Genomic DNA, 18,149 nt, shown 5'->3' on the forward strand with positions numbered 1-18,149 from the left:
CGCTGTGCCAGAACTATCACGAGACGTCCGCCCCCATTCAAATCCTCGCAAAGTCATCTCAAGCGAAGGCCTTGTCCTGCCCATTCCCGAAAATTGGGAGCTGCTTGAACCAGGCGACGCTACCCTCACCCGCCGCGTCAAGGCCGCCGGCCCCACTTGGACCGTCAAAGAAAAACGAGGCCGCCGCCTCATCTCCCTAGGAATCTGGGCGGACAAGGAACACATCGAGCTCAATCGGTTGAAGCTCCTCGTCGAGCGCCAGAAACCCGAGTACAAAAAGCGCCTGATAGCGGGACGCGAACGACGCGCCGAACAAGAGGCAACCTACGCCATCGAGTTTCATCAAGAAATCCTTGCCTTCCTCAACTTCCATTCGAGCTACCGGGCGTTGGCTGATGAGATGGCAGCTCGCATCAGCCAGCACGCTGTTCCAGTAGGGAGCGGCACAGTCGCCCGAACGAAACGCATCCCCATCGAAAAACGCGCCGAAGCCGCGACAATCGCTTGGATGCGGCATCAAACCACCGATTACGACCACATGCATGTCGCCCGCGTGAAAGGGGAGCGTCGCGAAGTTCGACGCCGGCTCGCAGCCAAGTCAAAGGCCATGCTCGAATCCTACCGCCGCGGAATCGATGTAAATCCACAAACCTGCCCCCTGCAAAAAGCCCTCGTGAATCCACGTAACCAAAAATCAGATACGGCTCTGCGACCTACGCAAGGCGATCTACCCCTATAACGGGATTAAAGTGGGAGATACACTACTGAGCGTGCGCCCTACTCCGGCGCGACTTCAGTCGTCTCAGCCGGTGTTTCTGGAGCATCCGTGACTACTTTCACTTCAGCCTTCAGGATGCGGCGCTCGTCTACAGCAACAATTTTAATCTCCAGATCCTTGATACGAAACTCCTCGTCCTGCTTGGGCATGCGACCGAGCTCGTAAGTGATGTATCCACCAAACGTAGACACCTCGTCAGCGGATAGCTCGATCCCGATTTCATCTGCGAGATCGTGTAGGGCAGTCAATCCGTCGACCTCGTAAACGCCGTTCTCAGTTTCCATCACGAGCTTCTCTTCCTTGTCGAACTCGTCCTGAATCTCACCCACGAGTTCTTCCAAGACGTCCTCCAAGGTGACAGCTCCCACCGTTCCGCCAAATTCATCCTTCAAGAGAGCGAAGTGTTTGCGCGTTTTGAGGAATCGCTGCAGTACCGCCTCAAGTGGCTCGTCCATGGAGAAAGTGATCATCGGACGCTTCAGCTTGTTCCAATTGATCTTCATCCCCTCCTGACCGCTGCGGAAAACATCCTTGATGTGCACGATCCCTACGCAGTTATCCAAATCCTCGTTGCATATCGGGAAACGGGTATGTCCACTTTTGCGAGCGATCTCCAGTTGCTCCGCCGCCGTGTCGCCAAGGTCGATGTACTGCAGCTGGTTGCGGGGAATCATGATATCATGAGCCACTCGCTTACGCAGCTCCAAGGCATTGCTGACAATCCGTTCGTAGAGCGCAGGCAATTCGTCGCCCTCGTTCACTAACGAACGGATTTGCGCTTCCACATCGAGCAAATCCAAGTCCAAGTTCGGATCCAGGCGAAGCATCTTCAAAATGATGCCTGATAGAAAATTCAAGACTGCGGACAAAGGTCGCGTAAGCACCTGGAATACCAATACAAATGGCAACGAGCAACGGATCGTCGTAACTGGATGCTGCAAGGCCATGGCACGTGGCACCAATTCTCCCAACACGAAATGCCCCATTACCGCCAATAGCAAACTGATGCCTATCGAAACGCGCAACTCGTATCCGTCTGCCCACCCCATCTCGGTAGTGAAAGTGTAAGCGAGAGGGAGGATCAGGAAAGCGGCTCCGATCGAGAACATGGAAATCCCTAGCCGCAACATCTTGATGCTGCCACTCATGTCTTCCAGCAAGCCAGCGATTCGCTCCGATTCGCGGGCTTCCTTCATCCGCCCCGAGCCGAATCTGGTAAAACGCAACTTTACGAGGCTGAACTCGGCCCCAACAAAGATGGCATTCAACGCCAAAAGGACCGCGGCGCCAATTCCGCAGGTGGTAAGTTCCGAAGCTGTATATGTGTACACTGCTGTATCTAGAGAATCGCTGCCACGAAAGACTCGCTAAGTGGAAAACAGCATTCGTTTCCCGGCAGGAACTCTAAGATGCTGTCCCTGCCCCTAGGATTTCAAGTACGAAGTGAGCGCCGCGAGGGCCACTTGGTTCTGCTCGGGCAAGCCGATCGTCACTCGCACCCACTCAGGCATCCCGTAAGGGGCCAACGGCCGCACGATGACTCCTGCCTTTTGCAGTTCCTCGAAACAGCGAACTCCGTCACCCACCTTCACGGTCACGAAATTCGCGAAACTACGGATGTATTCACAGCCCAAAGACATGAAGCCCGTTTCCAGCTGCAGACGTCCTACCTCGTTGGCGACACGGCAATCCGACACAAACTCCTGATCACCAAGGGCTGCAATCGCCGCCGCTTGGGCCACAGAATTGACATTGAATGGCTCTCGAGCCCGGTTGAGCAAACTCACCAACTCTGGAGATCCGTAGCCGTAACCGATCCGAAGCCCCGCCAATCCATAAACCTTGGAGAACGTACGCGTGCAAAAAACCTTTTTCCCTGCGGCGATCAGATCCCGCAAATCCGGAGCGTTTTCCACGTATTCCGCATAGGCCTCGTCTAGAACGAACAGCACATGTTCGGGCATTTTTTCTGCAAAAGCTCGGATATCTGCTGCAGAATTCGCGGTTCCGCTGGGATTGTCGGGACTCGGCAGGAAGACGACCTTGGTCTTCTCCGTCACTGCCGCTGCCATGGCATTCAGGTCGTGGGCGAAGTCCTTCATGGGTACCTCAACAGGCGTCGCTCCGAAAAGCAGGGTTACTAGCTTGTAGACGATGAAGGCGCCCTTGCCCATAACGGCCTCGTCACCGGGACCGAGCAAGGCATGCCCGATGATCTCCAAAACCTCGTTCGACCCGTTCCCAATAATAAACTGCTCGGGAGTTAGACCTCGATTGTCCGCCAAGGCTTTCTTGAGCTCAAAGCATCCACCGTCTGGATACATTTCGACCGTATCAAGTGCGGCCTTGCCAGCCTCGATCGCCGCCTCCGAGGCCCCCATAGGGTTTTCGTTCGAGGCGAGCTTTATGATGCCCAGCGGGTCAAGCCCCAGCTCGCGGGCAACATCTTCGATCGGCTTGCCCGGCTGGTAGATAGGCTGAGAGAGCAGTTCTGGCTTAACGAGATCGGAATACGGGATCGGCATGGCCCGCATTCAGGCAATTTCGCCTCAGGATATCCAGCGAAAATGCTAGTGGCTCTCTCACCCTAAAAAAACGAGCCCCCGCTCTCGTGAGCGACAGCGTTCAGCAGACCTGCCTCTCGCGGGCTCAGCACTTGGAATTCATGCGGTACCGACATCAGATACGGCCATTTGATGAAGCCCGCCGTATTGTCCCGATAAAATTGTTCGGATACCGAAAAAGTCACTCCATCCGGCACGTAAACATTTCCTTCAGCTTCCCGGAATTTGTTCTCTGCCCGTATCGACCCCAGATACGTAATTACGCCCTCCTTCACGGTGAAAGTGATTGGTTCGGAAAGGGTTGCATGCCAAGTCCGATCCGTCGGAAGGTCGCTCTGCAACAAGGTGTATCCATAAATTTCGTACTCTCCCGCTGGAATCGCCTGGCACGCGATCACTCCAAACCCACCGTAGATCGCGAAGTCCGCTTCCTCATAAAGGCCACTCACCGATCCAATCCCGATTTCCTCAAGCCGTGGAAACGTCTCAACGCTGCGATACTGGAAAAGGTAACTATTGTAGCGGAACCCTGACATCCCGTCATAAATTTCGCCGTCCAACTTTTCATGGTACCCATGCCCCACGATGGAAAATAAAAGGTACCCTTCTCCCGGCTGGGCCTGGGTGGTCCTACGGAACTTGCCCTCCGTGGCGACTTGCGTCGTCTCGCAGGAGCTTAAAAAAATGAGGCAAATCAGGGGTAGAACAAATGAGCGGTCCATCAGCTTACCAAAAGAAACCTCTAAGTAGTTATGTCAATACCTTAGACCGTCACAGACCAAACGGAAAGCGGAGCCTATTCGCCGCGAAACTGGCGAGCAGACACAGAAAAACCCGGGCGAATCCCCATCCGCCCGGGCCCTCCTCTAGTTTTCTGGGGTTCCTCAAATCCACACCAGAAAAATATGTTCTATCCACTTGGATCTATGTGGTAGAACGAACAACTGCTATAACTGAATGTGACCTGAAAACATTTTTTCTGTTTCCATTTTTTGCAGAAAATGTCTCTCAAATAGCGTAACGCGTCGACTCACGCGCGGGTAAGGCCCAAACTAAGCTTGGTTCTAGAAAACCTTTCTCGCTCCCGCCAACCGAGCGGCAGATCCGTCTCCTTCTCCTACCATCAGTCCACTCCTGCGCGCCTTCCTCATCCTATCCACCACACTGTTAGCGTTCTGGGCGCTAACCATCGGCAAGGAGCTGTTAATTCCTTTAGTCTTAGCTGTTTTCTATCTGGTACCTGATCAACGCGCTCTCCACCGCGATCCTGAAGCTCAAAATAGGCGGACGCCCCTTCCCCGCCGGATTTCGCTACATCGCTTCCGCGCTCGTAATTGCAGAAGCGCTCGGGGCCCTCTTCAACTTCATCACCCAAAACGTAAGCGAGGTCATAAACATCCCACCCGAGTACCAATCCGGACTCCAACCCATGATCGACAAGATCATCAGCTGGCTGCCTCTCCGCCACCGGGCGCATCCGCAGAAAGAGGAAGGCCGAAGCCTGAGCTTCATTCCTCACCTGTTCGCCTTTTTAATATTAGCGTCCGATTCGTGCCCGCAAAAAATTCGTGATCCACATCCTGGATACGCGAATCGAAGCCTAACTCATCTGCCAGCCCCAGCAGCTCGTCCAAATGCGGGTATCGCTCGCTGCCGTTATCCACGATCGGGTGAATTCTTACCTCCTCGCGTGCCACCCGACACAACTCCCGTATAGCGGACCGATGAAATTCAACGTCAAGCGTATCCGCGTAAATGAAAAGCAGGTGTCCGCACAACACCGAATCAAAAGAACCGTCCTCGAAATCCAAATACGGCAACGCTCCCTCCTGGTATCGCCCTAAAGCTTTACCGATCGAGTAGTCCTCGATAAACCGTAGCATTCCTGCCCTACGAATTCGCTCCGCCGCTTCGACACTCTCGTAAGTTCGCTTCACAAACTTGTGAGACGAGGCCTTAACCCGGTCGAACATCACTCGAAAGTCAGCCAAGGCAAGGTCACGAATCGCCTGCGGGCTGCGGTAAAAAAGAGGATCGACACCAACCGCGTCGATACCTCTCGCGTTAGCCTCCACCACGAAGGACGAAGGACCTGAGGGACACTCCAACACGGACTTACCAACAAGCTCTTCCTCCAAAACTCCAAAACACTTGAGGAGTTCGGCATAAGGACGACCAAAGAAATAGATAGACTGAAGTTCAAAGAGGTTCTGAGACATGATAAAAAACGGATCGAAATGATTTGGGTGCGTCAGCCGCTTGGCGGAAGACGGATTTGAATACAAAAAAACCTGCTTTCCTTTGGCGGATAGCAGGTTCGGCGACAAAAAAGATAGGCTAAGCTCTCAGCTCCGCCATCGCCAAACCTTCGAACCACGCCACCAAGCACCCATCTCAGGACGAGCGGATTTAGAGGCACCATTTGTGGTGATGTTTTTCATTGTGAAATCAGGAAGGCAGTAAACTCGGTCGTTTGACAAGCATGAACTGAACGCGACACGGCAGCTTGCAGCCCGGAATTGGCCGAGGGAATCCTTTTAGGCGCAGTATTCAGACATGTCGTACAAGTTCGGATCACGTTTACTGCCGAGCAGACGGCGGTGCAGCTTGCGAAGCTTGCCCGCCGCGGTGTCCTCGGAGCCGAGATCGTCCATGCCATCGAGGGCATCGCCGAACTCTTCTTCTAGAGATTCTGGATCTTCCCCCGCTTCTAGCCTCCCGATCATCTCGCTCATCTCCTCTGGCATTTTATCGCCTGTGAGCGCCGTCATCTTTCGCATGAGGTGAGCCATTTGCCTTGGATCCGGATTTTCCTCGTCCATTCCCGCCATATCCCGCTCGAGCTCGGCCATGACTTTTTCCATCTTTGCGTCGTCGATATCGTCGAGAGCATCCGCATCGGCAGGATCCTTGGCGATCCCTACAAACGCAAAACTGCTCACCTTCTTTTGCATCTGAAAATCCGGATTGTCCGGACAACGCGGCGTCTTGTCGCCATAGGAGAGCGACTTGGCGAGGAAGGAGTAAGTCGTGTTATTCTCGGGGCAATAAAACTCGTAGATCGGCATGCCCTAAGTTCGAAAGATTTCCCTCAAATTTTGGCAAGCGTGAATTAAATCCACCGCGAGAGAAACCCTAGCTACATGCCTGACGCTTCCGAGACACCCATCACTTGGATCAAGATCTTAGCTAGGACCGTCATCATGATAAGAGCCACTGGATAAGCGGTCGCATAGGATACGATAGGCTGTTGCGAATTACTCGATGCCGTCAAGGCGCCGAGGGCCGGTGTACTGGTCATGCCGCCACAAATTCCGCCAAGCGTTTGCGGTTGGGTTAGTCCCAATCCCTTGCGAGCAAAGATGTAGGCTATCAGCAATGGAAGCAATGTGATCAAACCTCCCGTCAGGAACACCGTAGCCCCATACTTGGAAACGGTTTCTCCCAGGCTCGCCCCGCCCACGATGCCGGCGTTGGCAAGAAAGAGTACCAGCCCGAGTTCTTGCAACAAGAGCCGGGTCGGACGCGGAATGTAGCCAACTACTCGGCCCACGCGACCGAAGTATCCTAGAACTAACGACACGAACAATGGCCCTCCTGCGAGTCCTAAGGTCATCGGATTTCCACCCGGCAAAGCGATCGGCACCATCCCGCAAAATATGCCAAGGCTCAGTCCCACCGCCAACGAGATCATATCTGTTTGGTCAAAGGCCTGTGGACGATGTCCAATCATGGCTCCCAGACGCTTCAAACCGTCCGACTGCCCTACAGAAGTGAGCACGTCATTCACCTCGATCCGTGTCTCCGGTGTAGGCACGAAAGTTTGCCCAAGGCGTTCGATTCGAGTTACGACGACTCCAAAATTACGCAAAGTACCGATTTCCTGCAGCAACTTACCGCCTACGTCCTTCGAAGAAACCACGAGCCGATCCCGCTCACTCTCCGTATCCATCACGAAGCTGGCCTCGCTCTTTTTTCCGATAAAATCGGTTGCCAGCCTAATGTCGCGAGCTCGCCCCACGAGCATGAGGTTTTGCCCGAGACAAAACTCGTCCTCGCTATTTAGCGGAACCAAGCGGCCTTCCTTCATTACGCGGGAAACTTGGCAACCGAAGCGCGACAAGTTCTCGTCGCCGATTTTCATTCCCACTAAATTAGAATTAGAAACCTCCACCAGCAAATGCCGGACCTCCTCCGCTTCGCTATCCTTCTCGATCTCTTCTTCAGCCTCCTTGGGCTTAAGCAACTTGGGCAGCAACTGAACAAAAAGGACCACTCCAATCACCCCGAATGGATACGCAATTCCGTAACCGATTGCCACGCCCTCGGCTGACACTTTCGTTCCTTCCGAAGCAGCCGCAAGCGCAGGCGTGCTCGTCAAAGCCCCCGCAAAAAGGCCAGCCGTCAGATCGGTCGGCAATTCGAAGAATCGCCCCAACCCCCAAGCAGTTATCGCTCCTACGGCGACGATGACCAAGCTCAACTTAGCTAGTCCACCTCCCTCACGAGCCAGCGCCGGGAAGAATCTAGGGCCTGCTCCGATACCCACACAGTAGACAAACAAGACCAGACCGAAACTACCGACCCCATCCGGAATCTCCATACCGAGATGGCCCGCCAGCAAAGCCACGAAGAGCACGCCCGAACTCCCCAAACCGATCCCCTTTATCGTCAAGTTGCCCAGCAGTAAGCCAAGCCCCACTACAAAGAAGAGCACGATCAACGCGTTTCCAAATATGATTTCGAAGGTATTCATTTTTCGGACATTTCCCGGTCACAGAGACTGAGCTATAAGCAGCGAGCCTTGTTGCGATTCGACCTTCTACTGCAAAGCGTGCGCCGCTGAAAGGAAATAAATACCTTTTGCTCCTTAATTATCGGAATTGCCGGCCAACAGGTCGCGCCTTAAGCTTGGAGGAACCGGCTACAATCCGGTACGCCCTTCGGCAAAAAACGAAAAAGCGTAGTTTCGAACGCCTCTCACTTGGCGCACTTGATGTTCTGCTTGCGGATCAGCTGGAAGAAGTCGTTACCCTTGTCGTCTACAAGGATGAAGGCGGGGAAATTCTCGACCTCGATCTTCCAAATCGCTTCCATTCCGAGCTCCTCGTATTCGACGAGTTCCACCTTTTTGATGCTGTCTTGAGCCAAGATCGCCGCTGGACCGCCAATCGATCCGAGGTAGAATCCACCATGCTTTTGGCAGGCATCCGTCACCTGCTGGCTACGATTTCCCTTGGCCAACATGATCATACTGCCACCGGCGGCTTGGAACTGCTCCACGTAAGAATCCATGCGGCCGGCTGTAGTGGGTCCGAAACTACCGGATGGCAACCCCTTGGGAGTCTTGGCGGGGCCAGCATAATAGATAGGGTGGTCTTTAACGTATTGCGGCAGTCCTTCGCCACTGTCCAATCGCTCCTTCAGTTTGGCGTGAGCGATGTCGCGAGCCACGATTATCGTGCCTTTCAGCGAGAGGCGGGTCTGCACTGGATACCCGGCGAGCTCCGCGAGGATTTCCTTCATAGGGCGATTGAGATCGAGCTCTATGACCTTCGTTTCGGCCTTGTTTTTGAAAGCGTCTGGGATGAAGCGGGCGGGATCGCCTTCGAGCTGCTCGACCCAGAGGCCGTCCCTATTGATCTTGGCCTTGATGTTGCGGTCCGCCGAACACGAAACGCCAATACCCACCGGGCAACTGGCTCCGTGACGCGGCAAGCGAATGATGCGCACGTCGAGAGCGAAGTACTTGCCGCCAAACTGAGCCCCGATGCCGCACTCCTTGGCTCGCTCGAGAATCTTTGCCTCCAGTTCCACATCACGAAAACCGCGACCGAGGTCGTTACCGGTAGTCGGCATGCTGTCGAGGTACTTGGTTGATGCCAGCTTGACGTACTTGAGATTGGCCTCCGCGGAAGTGCCGCCGATCACGAAACAAAGGTGGTAAGGAGGGCAAGCTGCCGTACCCAAGCTCATCATCTTCTCCACCAAGAAAGCCTCGAGACGCTCTGGATTGAGCAGAGCCTTGGTCTCTTGGTAGAGGTAGGTTTTGTTGGCTGAACCTCCGCCCTTGCAGAGGAATTGGAATTTGTACTCCGTGCCTTCGGTCGCATAGAGGTCGATTTGCGCCGGCAAATTAGTGCCCGTATTCTTCTCCTCGTACATGGAGAGCGGAGCCGTCTGCGAATAGCGCAGGTTTTCCTTAGCGTAAGTTTCGTAAATCCCCTTGGAAAGAGCTTCCTCGTCGTTGGAGCCGGTCCAAACCTGCTGGCCCTTCTTCCCCATCACGATTGCCGTTCCTGTATCTTGGCAGAAAGGGAGCACGCCCTGGGCGGACACTTCCGCATTTCGCAAAAGCGTGAGGGCGACGTGGCGATCGTTCTCCGACGCTTCAGGATCTTCCAAGATCGCCGCGACCTGTTTTAAGTGGGCCGGACGCAGCATAAAGGAAACGTCGCGGATCGCGGTCTTGGCGAGGTAGGTGAGCGCCTCCGGCTCGACCTTCAGGATTTCCTTGCCGTCGAATTCCGAGACGGAAACGAACTCATTCGTCAGGTGACGATATTCGGTATCGTCGGAGCCTAGCTCAATAATCGGCTGGTACTTGAATTCTGGAGAAGCCATGCAACGAACCGTAAGTGCCAATCAGAATACCGCAAGTGCAGGTTAATTAGATCCGCTTATCATTAAGGAAACTGATGGCAGGTAGGAGCGAGCTTGCTCGCGAACTCAATCCCCGGATCGCGAGCGAGGCCGCTCCTACTGGCACTCCGTCACGAAGCGTTCAATCACGCCGCCAAAGGATCCATTGGAAAAAAAGATCACCAGAGTCTTCCGGACTCGTTTCACGGCAAGTGCTTGCAGTGTCGCAAAAAGCTCCTCGTTGTTCTCGAAAGCCCGCGCCTCGGTTCCCGTCTTGTTCAGATCCTCCGCCAGGGAGAACGTATCCATCAATTGCACGTCTGCGCTGTTGCGACTCTTCACCGCGCCGATATAGGCTACGTCCGCCAGCTGCAAAGCGGCGATGGTCGGTGCCCGCATCATTTCGAGACGGGAGGTGTTACTACGGGGTTCAAAGCAGGCTACGATCACCGTATCCGTAAAGCGGCTACGCAAGGCAGACAAGGTGTCGCGAACGGCCGTCGCGTGATGCCCAAAGTCCTCTATCACCGTCAGCCCTTCTCGCTCCACTCGCAACTGCTGCCGCCGCTTCACACCGCGGAAACGAGCAAGAGCCGAAGGATCGAAGTGCGACACACGTGGGTTAGGCATGGCCGAAGACGAATTCTCGGAGATCAGGGCAGCCGCCAAACTGGCCATCGCTGCGTTTCGAGCATTGAACAGTCCTGACATCCCCCACTCGACCGAAGCCCAAGGGCGGCCCTGCCAGAGCAATTCGAAACGCGAGCCAAGCTCTGTCGTCTCATAATTATCGATACGCAAATCAGCGTCGTGGGCCGTACCCACCCGATAGATCGTAGTAAAATCCAAATCGGTCAATGAAAGGGCATTTCCATCGTCTGCATTTACCAGCACGTATCCATTTTTAGGAACAAGCCTAAGCAAATGGGAGAACGTGCGTTTCACGTCCTGCAGGTCTCGAAAAATATCGGCGTGATCAAACTCCAGATTATTGAGAACGACGACCTTGGGCTGGTAGTGGATGAACTTGCTACGCTTATCGAAGAAAGCGCTGTCATACTCGTCACCCTCGATCACAAAGGGGCCACCCTCGAAGCCGATCCGCCAGCCTCGTGCTGGGTCGATCGGCGCTCCGCCAATCATGTACCCGGGATCTTGGCTCGCCTGCTCCAGCAAGAAGGACGTAATCGCGGTCGTAGTCGTCTTCCCGTGGGTGCCGGTCACCACCACATTTTCCCGTCTGCTCAGTATCAACCGGCTCAAGACATCCGGGAGCGAGGTGTATTCGATCGATCGAGTTTCGAGGAGAAACTCCACCTCTTCATTGCCTCGAGAGTACGCATTGCCCACCACCACCAGATTCGGATCCAGCTTCTGCAAACGTTGCACGCTGTAGCCTTGCATGATCTCGATGCCTGCATCCTCAAGCAAGGTGCTCATCGGCGGATAAATCGCTTGGTCGCAGCCGAAGACCTCGTGGCCCATCGCCCGCAAAAGCAGGGCCGCATTGCCCATCGCCGTACCCGCAATTCCCAGAAAATAGATCCGCATCCCCGATGTGAAAAGAGACCCTCCCCAAATGCGACGCTAAAAAGTAGGGCCGGCGCTCGCGCCGTGCCGCGGACGACTGATCGATACTCCTTACCCCTCCCATTGCCCCCCAAAAAAACCAAAAAGCCCCGAGACTAACCAAAATCTCGGGGCTTTCGTGGGAGAGAGTCGTTTAGAAGAGCAATAAGCTCATCTGCCTATAATAAACGGCAGGTCAGTGAGTAGCTTAACCCATTTCCTTCGGAAATTCGCAAAAAGAGTGGAGCAGCGACGACATCGGTCGGCACCAGTCCTGCTACCTTCGAAACCATCATGAAGGTAACCAAGACTCGCCCCTACCTTTGGCTCATCCCCTTGGCCACATTCGCCATCGCGCTCATCACCCCTATTTCAGCCCAGGAGGAAGGCGAGCAGGAGGATTCTATCGTAATCACGATACCCGGAGGACAAATCGAGGAACAGCCTCAAGAATCCGCCAACACAGCTCCCCAACCGGAGACCAGCGGTCGCATTAGCAGAAGCATCCAAAAAGCGATCCCCGACACAGGAAGCCCCGCTCTCGATTCCTCGGTTCGCACTTTCACCCGCGCTGTCGGGAACCTCGTTGAGGGCACGATACGCAGTTTGCCGCAGATCACCATTGCCATTTTTGCTCTGATTTTCACCGCGATCGTAGCCTCGATCGTGCAACGCGTCGCCAAAGGCGTTTTCAGGCGAATGAGACTCAGACGCTCCTTGAGCGATCTCTTCGCCCAACTGATCTACGTGGCTATCTGGTTTCTGGGCATCATGCTCGCCTGCGGGATCATCTTCCCGAGCTTCGGTCTCGCCGAGCTGGTCGGAACTGCAGGCCTCATGTCCATCGCCATCGGATTCGCATTCCGCGACATCTTCGAGAATTTCTTCGCGGGAATCCTCATCCTCTGGCGTTTCCCGTTCGAAATCGACGACTTCATAGAAATCGAATCCGAAAACATCATGGGCCGCGTCGAAGATATTTGGATACGAATGACTCTTATCCGACTCACAACCGGAGAACTCGTGACGGTCCCCAACGCCACCGTATACAAGAGTCCAATCCGGATACTGACGAATAGGGACCTTCGTCGCATCACGGTCGAAGCGGGCGTTGCCTACGGAGAGGACGTCGGCGAAGCTCGCGCAGTCATCCGGAAGGCGGTAGAAGCCTGCAAGTCCGTTTCCAAGCAAAAGCCGATCGACATCTTTCTCACAGGGTTCGGCTCCTCCTCCATGGACTACGACGTCACCTGGTGGACAGGAGCCAAACCCCGCCAACAACGCGAAAGCCGCGACGAAGTAGTGGAAGCCGTAAAACGAGGGCTGGACGAGGCAGGCATCGAAATCCCGTACCCATACCGCACCTTGACCTTCACCAAGAACGAACCGCTCATTTACGACAAGCTCGCTCCCGGTGGACAAGAACAGGAAAGTTAAGCCCGGCCTCGCGACTTCAAAAGCAAATGCGAATCGCACTCCCTCCATGCAAATCGCAGCGATCAGCCGGGGGCTAAAAACACTAACATAAAGCCAATAACACGTCCTCTATGGTGGCAGAAATTGCATTTATCTCCTCCCTCGCAATCGTTCACATCTTTGCTGGTAAACTCCGATTCCTGGACGGAGTCCCTCGCAGCCGCTGGCTTTCGATCGCAGGTGGCGTTTCGGTGGCCTACGTTTTTCTGCACATATTCCCCGAACTCGACGAAGCTCAAGCTCATTCCGAAGAGGACGAGCTAGCTGTACTCAAATACGTCGAGCACCACATCTACCTGATCGCCCTGCTAGGGTTAGTGGTATTCTATGGCATCGAAGCAGGCGTGTCGCGAATTCACGACAAAACCGTCGATCCCAATTCCCAAGGTCCGGAAAGCGAGAGCCCAAACCAGGGGATATTCTGGCTGCACATGGCGTCATTCAGCCTTTACAACGCCCTCGTCGGCTACCTACTCGCCGCCGGCCGAGAACGAGAAGCAGTCGGCCTGCTCACCTACTATATCGCCATGGCTCTCCATTTCATCGTAAACGATTTCGGTCTCCGCGAACGCCACCGACGAACCTACGACCGAATCGGTCGATGGGTACTAGCCGCAGCGGCGATCGCCGGCTGGTTAATCGGCATGGTCGCCGAGCTGGGAGAGTCCGCAGTGCACATGTTCTTCGCCTTTCTCGCCGGCGGAATTGTCCTTAACGTGATGAAGGAGGAGCTACCGGAGAAACGGAAGAGTCGCTTCTCCGCCTTTGGATTGGGAGCGGCGGCTTACGCAGTGTTGCTGCTATTCCTTTAGTCGGCGAGATCGGCCACTAGCTAGCTGACATAGGATCCAGGTCAATGATCTGCAGCACGTCCTTCGGCAAAATCACTTCTGCCTCCACCGCCTTCAGCTCCCGCATCAGCCCGCTACATTCGGCTTAATACGGCGTCGGCCCACGCATTTCGATCTTCCCGCCATCCGAGTCCCCGCCTTGCGAGCGAACGACTCCGAAAAACCTGCCGCACCAAATGCCGAAACGGCGGATACTGAAATTGCTCCCCCTGCCCCCCCCCATTCCTATTCGCCAAACCGCGGCCCCTCCACCTCAATCCGTTCCGGCACCGCCTCCCCCCGCATGAACGCCCTAATTGCATCCCCAATCGCCGCATCCTGCATGTACACATTATTATGCCCCCCGTTCTCCACCACCACATGATTCAGATCCGAAAAACCCGCTAACGCCTCCCGGGTGCTCTCAGGATACGTCCGTCCGTCAAGCGTTCCGGAAAACGCCAAAGTCGGCACATCCGTCACAACCGACTCCCAAAACCCTTCCCCCAGCACCTCCAAGCCGAACGTCCCTCGCAAGTGCGGCATCGGAAAATTCAACAGGTCCCCCAGCAACGCACCCGCACCCTGATTCTCAACCAAGGCTAGGCGCGCCTCCGAGCTCCCTGATGTCACATCCATCGCCTCCGGCATTCCTCGCATCGCAGCGAGTGCCATCTTGATATACTGCAGCACCAAAGGTGCAACCTGACTAAAATCCCCCGCATCCGCCATCACGTAGAGCCAAGGCAGGTGCTTCGACGTCCGCGGATCCGCGATCATCGACGACGCCAGCATCTGCATCTCGAACTTGCCAAACACGACCAACTGGCTCCCACCTTCGAGCGACGCCACCTCCCATTCAACGGGTTCCCTTTCGAGCCGCGAATGCACGCGCCGCATCAGCCCCTTCAAGTCCGGAACCACCTCTGTGATCGCGGGATCCGCGTCGATCGCCGCCTGCAATCGCTCGAAATACCCATCCGTCCGAGCGGGAAATCTCACGGTATCCTCTAATCCTTCCACTGCTGCGATCACCACTTTGTGAATACGCCCTTTCATCTCCTTCAAAGTTGCCAACGCTAGGTGACTTCCATAACTGATCCCCCACAAACTCACCTCGTCCACGCCCCACGCCTCACACAGCGCCTCGATATCACGCGCGCTCTCCCGCGTCGTGTAACCGGCCAAGTCTACGCCTTCGGCCTTCCAATAGTCCGCGCAATCCGCCGCCATCACTCGCATTCCGGCAACCATCTCATCGAGCTCGATCGCCTTGTCCATCGGCAATCGCCAGTCCGACTCGCAAACTGTTATTGCGTTCGACCACCCCGTTCCGCGCTGATCGAGTGCTATCACGTCCCCAAACTCCCGCATCGCCATAAAAAGCGGAAACCGCCAAACCCGCGCCGTCTCAACGCCCGATCCCCCAGGACCACCGGCCAAGTAGACGATCGGTGGCCCCGGCCGCTCCCCCCTCGCCGGAAACCGCACATAACTAATCCCAATCAACCGACTCTCCGGATTCGCCCGATTCTCCGGCACCTGTAACGTACCCTTGAAGCCTCCACCGATTCGCCACTCTTCGAGACAAACGTATACGGTTCCTCCACCAGCGCGTTATCCACTTCCCCCGCCGTCACACCTACCCAAAACAAAAGCGCCGCAACGCTATTCCAAAATGCGAATTTTCTCTTCATAAGATATTATACCGGTTCCTCGCCGATCGTCCGACGACTTCCTTCACTCAACAAAATCTATTCTCCTCGAAAAGCGCCCTTCGACGTACGACCCCTTTCATTCGGTCAACGGTAGTGCGCCACCAACACCGTTCCGCTATACTCGCCGCACCATGATCCTTCGCATCGCGCTCATCTTCACCTGCCTCATCCCTGACCTCTTCGCGCAACAAACGGATTCACCAGCATTCTTTTGGCAGCTAGACGAAGCGGCAGTATTCGAAAGCCCAAGCGAATCGCCCCCTAGCTCTCTCGAAGCCACAGACCTAACCGCGCCCATCCACGCTATCGACCCCCAAGGCAAATTACTCTGGCTCGCCTCCGACATAGTCCTCCCTCAAGCCAACCGCACCCTGGTCCTTCGCATCGGAGGCATGGCCTCGATCGAGGTGTACTGGAACGATAACTACATCGGAAAAAATGGCCAGCCCGCCGCGTCTGCGCCCGAAGAAACACCGGGCCTGATCGACGCCACGTTCATCATCCCCGCTACCCTCACGCTCCAAGGCTCTAACCGCCTCGCCATCCGCCTGTCCTCTCATCACAACAAATTCCAAGCCTCCGCGCCGCTTCACTACATCACGATCGCATCTCCCGACGCCTCCTACACCAATCTATTCACCCGCTACGGAACCGCCCTCATGAGCATGGGCGCCTTCATCCTCGCCAGCGTCTATTTCGGCGTCCTCGCAATCGATCGGCGAAAAAATCCCTTCGCCCTCTACATCGCCCTCATGGCTCTCTTCGCCTGCATCCAGCTCCTGAGCGAAGTGTCGCGCGCCTTCTACCACTACCCCTATCCATGGCACTTTTGGCGACTCCTCGCCATTCTCATCGGCGCTTCTGGATTTTCGCTCGCCCTCTGTGCCTACATCAACCGTCGCTTCCTTCCCAATCGCTTCTTACTAACCCTCGCCATCGCCTCCACCCTCGTCGCCATCTCATGGATACTAATCCCCGGCTACGACGGAAAAACCCTCTTCGCCCTATTCTTCCCCGCCCTCACCGCACTTATCTGCGTGGTCCTTTCCAAAACTAAACAACTCCCCGTCAAATTTGCAGTCGCCGCCACACTTTCTGTTTTTGTCATCCTCACCCTACCCCTCAATAGCCGCTTTCTAGACCAGCATTTCTTTCTCGTATCGGGCTTCCTGATACTTCTCGCCTTCATTGACCAAGCCTACGAAAAGAAACGCATCGCCGCCGCCCACGAAGAAGCGACGTCAAAAGCGGACCAACTCGAGCTGGAACTACTCAAACGAAGCATCGCTCCCCACGCTCTCATGAACACCCTCAACGCTCTCGCAGAATGGGTCGAATCCGAGCCGCAAACCGCCGTCAAAATGATCGAAGCGCTAGCCGGCGAGTTCCGCATGCTGTCCCACATGGCAAGCCAACCCCTCGTCCCCTTGGCCGACGAAGTCGCCCTTTGTCGCCACTACATCTCGATCATGTCCTACCGCACCGACAAGACCTTCTCCGTAGAAGGACAGGCTCTCCTTCCCAATACCCAAGTCCCTCCAGGCATTATTCACACCCTCATCGAAAACGCCTTTACCCACAACCATTACGCCTCCCACGGTGTATTCAAAATCTCACAATCCAAAACCGACCACGAAACACGCCTCACCCTAGAGTGCCCCGCCCCCTCGTCCCTTCGACCAAACTCGGGCTCAGGAGGACAAGGCCTCGCCTACATCCGCAAACGGCTCGCTTCCACCTTCGGCGACTCCGCTTCGCTGCATACGGAAGTCGCCGCCACCGGGGCTTGGAGCTCCAGCATCGTGATTCCAATACGTGCCTCATGAACGTCCTAATCGTGGAAGACGAACTCCCCGCCGCCAGACGTCTCCGCCGTCTCGTTGCCGCTCAACTTTACCTCGACGAATCGCAGATCGCCCTCGCCGAAACACTCGAACAAGCCCAAGCCCAACTAGAGTCCAGCCGCATCGACCTCCTATTCCTCGACCTCGATCTCGCCGGCCAAAACGGCTTTCAACTCCTCCGCTCTCACTCCCCGGACCGAGTCCCCACCATCGTCGTCTCCGCCAACACCGATCGCGCGATCGAGGCCTTCGACCAAGACGTCATCGACTTCATCCCCAAACCCGTAGTCCCCGAACGACTCGCTCGCGCCCTTGATCGTACCAAACATTCGGATACCGAAGAAAAGCGAATCACCATCGTCTCCATCGGCAAAATTGACATCGTCCCCACCAAAACCATCACCCACATCTCCGGAGCGGAGGACTACGCCGAAATCCACACCAGCGAAGGGCAACGACTCCTCCACCACGAACGACTCAACCAACTCGAAAGCACGCTTCCCAAAACCTTCCTCCGTATCCACCGATCCCATATCGTAAACCTAAACTTCGTCCGACGCCTCGCCTCCAACGCCAACGGAAACCCACTCCTCGAACTTACAACCGGCCAAACCCTCCCCATCAGTCGCCGCCGCGCCAGCAACGTCCGCTCCGCCCTCGCCAATCACAAAACGTAGTTTCCCCTCCAACCGCTACCAAGCGCCTCCCCAAGCTCGGCCATCAGCTGC

General features: G+C 55.5%; 14 protein-coding genes. 5 read left to right on the forward strand and 9 right to left on the reverse strand.

Annotated elements, in window-relative coordinates:
• The first annotated feature begins 4 nt into the window (after nt 1-4).
• Nucleotides 5-739: a DUF2293 domain-containing protein gene (locus QEH53_RS11185; RefSeq protein WP_309023276.1), complete on the forward strand. Its 735-nt coding sequence runs from the start codon at nt 5-7 to the stop codon at nt 737-739.
• A gap of 38 nt (nt 740-777) precedes the next feature.
• On the opposite strand, the gene QEH53_RS11190 is transcribed toward QEH53_RS11185, so the two are convergent.
• From QEH53_RS11190 to murC, 8 genes are all read right to left on the reverse strand, one after another.
• The gene (locus tag QEH53_RS11190) at nt 778-2,109 is read right to left on the reverse strand and encodes a hemolysin family protein (protein ID WP_309023277.1); all 1,332 of its coding nucleotides are present in this window, start codon (nt 2,107-2,109) and stop codon (nt 778-780) included.
• A 93-nt stretch (nt 2,110-2,202) separates the two neighbouring features.
• The gene (hisC, locus tag QEH53_RS11195; RefSeq protein ID WP_345785718.1) at nt 2,203-3,303 is read right to left on the reverse strand and encodes a histidinol-phosphate transaminase; all 1,101 of its coding nucleotides are present in this window, start codon (nt 3,301-3,303) and stop codon (nt 2,203-2,205) included.
• A gap of 62 nt (nt 3,304-3,365) precedes the next feature.
• A complete protein-coding gene (locus tag QEH53_RS11200; protein ID WP_309023279.1) occupies nt 3,366-4,064 on the reverse strand; it encodes a hypothetical protein in 699 nt (232 codons plus the stop codon).
• A gap of 786 nt (nt 4,065-4,850) precedes the next feature.
• Nucleotides 4,851-5,561 (reverse strand): hypothetical protein, encoded by a 711-nt coding sequence (locus QEH53_RS11205; RefSeq protein WP_309023280.1) that lies wholly within the window; start codon nt 5,559-5,561, stop codon nt 4,851-4,853.
• A 318-nt stretch (nt 5,562-5,879) separates the two neighbouring features.
• Nucleotides 5,880-6,410 carry a hypothetical protein gene (locus QEH53_RS11210; protein ID WP_309023281.1) on the reverse strand — a complete coding sequence of 177 codons (531 nt, stop codon included), beginning with the start codon at nt 6,408-6,410 and terminating at the stop codon, nt 5,880-5,882.
• Nucleotides 6,411-6,481: 71 nt separating this feature from the next.
• On the reverse strand, nt 6,482-8,098 hold the full coding sequence (locus tag QEH53_RS11215) for a TrkA C-terminal domain-containing protein (protein ID WP_309023282.1): 1,617 nt from the start codon (nt 8,096-8,098) through the stop codon (nt 6,482-6,484).
• A gap of 224 nt (nt 8,099-8,322) precedes the next feature.
• Nucleotides 8,323-9,966 carry a fumarate hydratase gene (locus QEH53_RS11220; protein WP_309023283.1) on the reverse strand — a complete coding sequence of 548 codons (1,644 nt, stop codon included), beginning with the start codon at nt 9,964-9,966 and terminating at the stop codon, nt 8,323-8,325.
• Between the two features lie 135 nt (nt 9,967-10,101).
• Nucleotides 10,102-11,535 carry a Mur ligase family protein gene (murC, locus tag QEH53_RS11225; protein ID WP_309023284.1) on the reverse strand — a complete coding sequence of 478 codons (1,434 nt, stop codon included), beginning with the start codon at nt 11,533-11,535 and terminating at the stop codon, nt 10,102-10,104.
• 312 nt (nt 11,536-11,847) lie between these two features.
• On the opposite strand from murC, the gene QEH53_RS11230 reads away from it, so the two are divergent.
• Together QEH53_RS11230 and QEH53_RS11235 are read left to right on the forward strand one after the other, a co-directional pair.
• The gene (locus tag QEH53_RS11230; protein WP_309023285.1) at nt 11,848-12,990 is read left to right on the forward strand and encodes a mechanosensitive ion channel family protein; all 1,143 of its coding nucleotides are present in this window, start codon (nt 11,848-11,850) and stop codon (nt 12,988-12,990) included.
• A gap of 110 nt (nt 12,991-13,100) precedes the next feature.
• Nucleotides 13,101-13,841, forward strand: a complete 741-nt coding sequence (locus QEH53_RS11235) for a hypothetical protein (protein WP_309023286.1) — start codon at nt 13,101-13,103, stop codon at nt 13,839-13,841.
• 264 nt (nt 13,842-14,105) lie between these two features.
• Here the strand turns inward: QEH53_RS11235 and QEH53_RS11240 are convergent, their stop codons facing one another.
• Entirely contained in the window at nt 14,106-15,401 is a 1,296-nt protein-coding gene (locus QEH53_RS11240) for an alpha/beta hydrolase (protein WP_309023287.1), read from the reverse strand.
• A gap of 307 nt (nt 15,402-15,708) precedes the next feature.
• Here QEH53_RS11240 and QEH53_RS11245 point away from each other — a divergent pair, with 307 nt between their 5' ends.
• Together QEH53_RS11245 and QEH53_RS11250 are read left to right on the forward strand one after the other, a co-directional pair.
• Entirely contained in the window at nt 15,709-17,403 is a 1,695-nt protein-coding gene (locus QEH53_RS11245; RefSeq protein ID WP_309023288.1) for a histidine kinase, read from the forward strand.
• On the forward strand, nt 17,400-18,098 hold the full coding sequence (locus QEH53_RS11250; RefSeq protein ID WP_309023289.1) for a LytTR family DNA-binding domain-containing protein: 699 nt from the start codon (nt 17,400-17,402) through the stop codon (nt 18,096-18,098). Before QEH53_RS11245 ends, QEH53_RS11250 begins: the two co-directional genes overlap by 4 nt.
• Nucleotides 18,099-18,149: the final 51 nt, after the last annotated feature.

This window comes from Pelagicoccus sp. SDUM812002 (assembly GCF_031127835.1).
Taxonomy (GTDB): domain Bacteria; phylum Verrucomicrobiota; class Verrucomicrobiia; order Opitutales; family Opitutaceae; genus Pelagicoccus.

What these genes read in the sequence shown, in the direction of transcription:
- QEH53_RS11220 (WP_309023283.1), bottom strand. Translation starts at nt 9,966, where the DNA reads ATGGCTTCTCCAGAATTCAAGTACCAGCCGATTATTGAGCTAGGCTCC.
- QEH53_RS11200 (WP_309023279.1), bottom strand. Translation starts at nt 4,064, where the DNA reads ATGGACCGCTCATTTGTTCTACCCCTGATTTGCCTCATTTTTTTAAGC.
- QEH53_RS11235 (WP_309023286.1), top strand. Translation starts at nt 13,101, where the DNA reads ATGGTGGCAGAAATTGCATTTATCTCCTCCCTCGCAATCGTTCACATC.
- QEH53_RS11215 (WP_309023282.1), bottom strand. Translation starts at nt 8,098, where the DNA reads ATGAATACCTTCGAAATCATATTTGGAAACGCGTTGATCGTGCTCTTC.
- QEH53_RS11245 (WP_309023288.1), top strand. Translation starts at nt 15,709, where the DNA reads ATGATCCTTCGCATCGCGCTCATCTTCACCTGCCTCATCCCTGACCTC.
- QEH53_RS11230 (WP_309023285.1), top strand. Translation starts at nt 11,848, where the DNA reads ATGAAGGTAACCAAGACTCGCCCCTACCTTTGGCTCATCCCCTTGGCC.
- murC (WP_309023284.1), bottom strand. Translation starts at nt 11,535, where the DNA reads ATGCGGATCTATTTTCTGGGAATTGCGGGTACGGCGATGGGCAATGCG.
- hisC (WP_345785718.1), bottom strand. Translation starts at nt 3,303, where the DNA reads ATGCCGATCCCGTATTCCGATCTCGTTAAGCCAGAACTGCTCTCTCAG.
- QEH53_RS11210 (WP_309023281.1), bottom strand. Translation starts at nt 6,410, where the DNA reads ATGCCGATCTACGAGTTTTATTGCCCCGAGAATAACACGACTTACTCC.
- QEH53_RS11250 (WP_309023289.1), top strand. Translation starts at nt 17,400, where the DNA reads ATGAACGTCCTAATCGTGGAAGACGAACTCCCCGCCGCCAGACGTCTC.
- QEH53_RS11205 (WP_309023280.1), bottom strand. Translation starts at nt 5,561, where the DNA reads ATGTCTCAGAACCTCTTTGAACTTCAGTCTATCTATTTCTTTGGTCGT.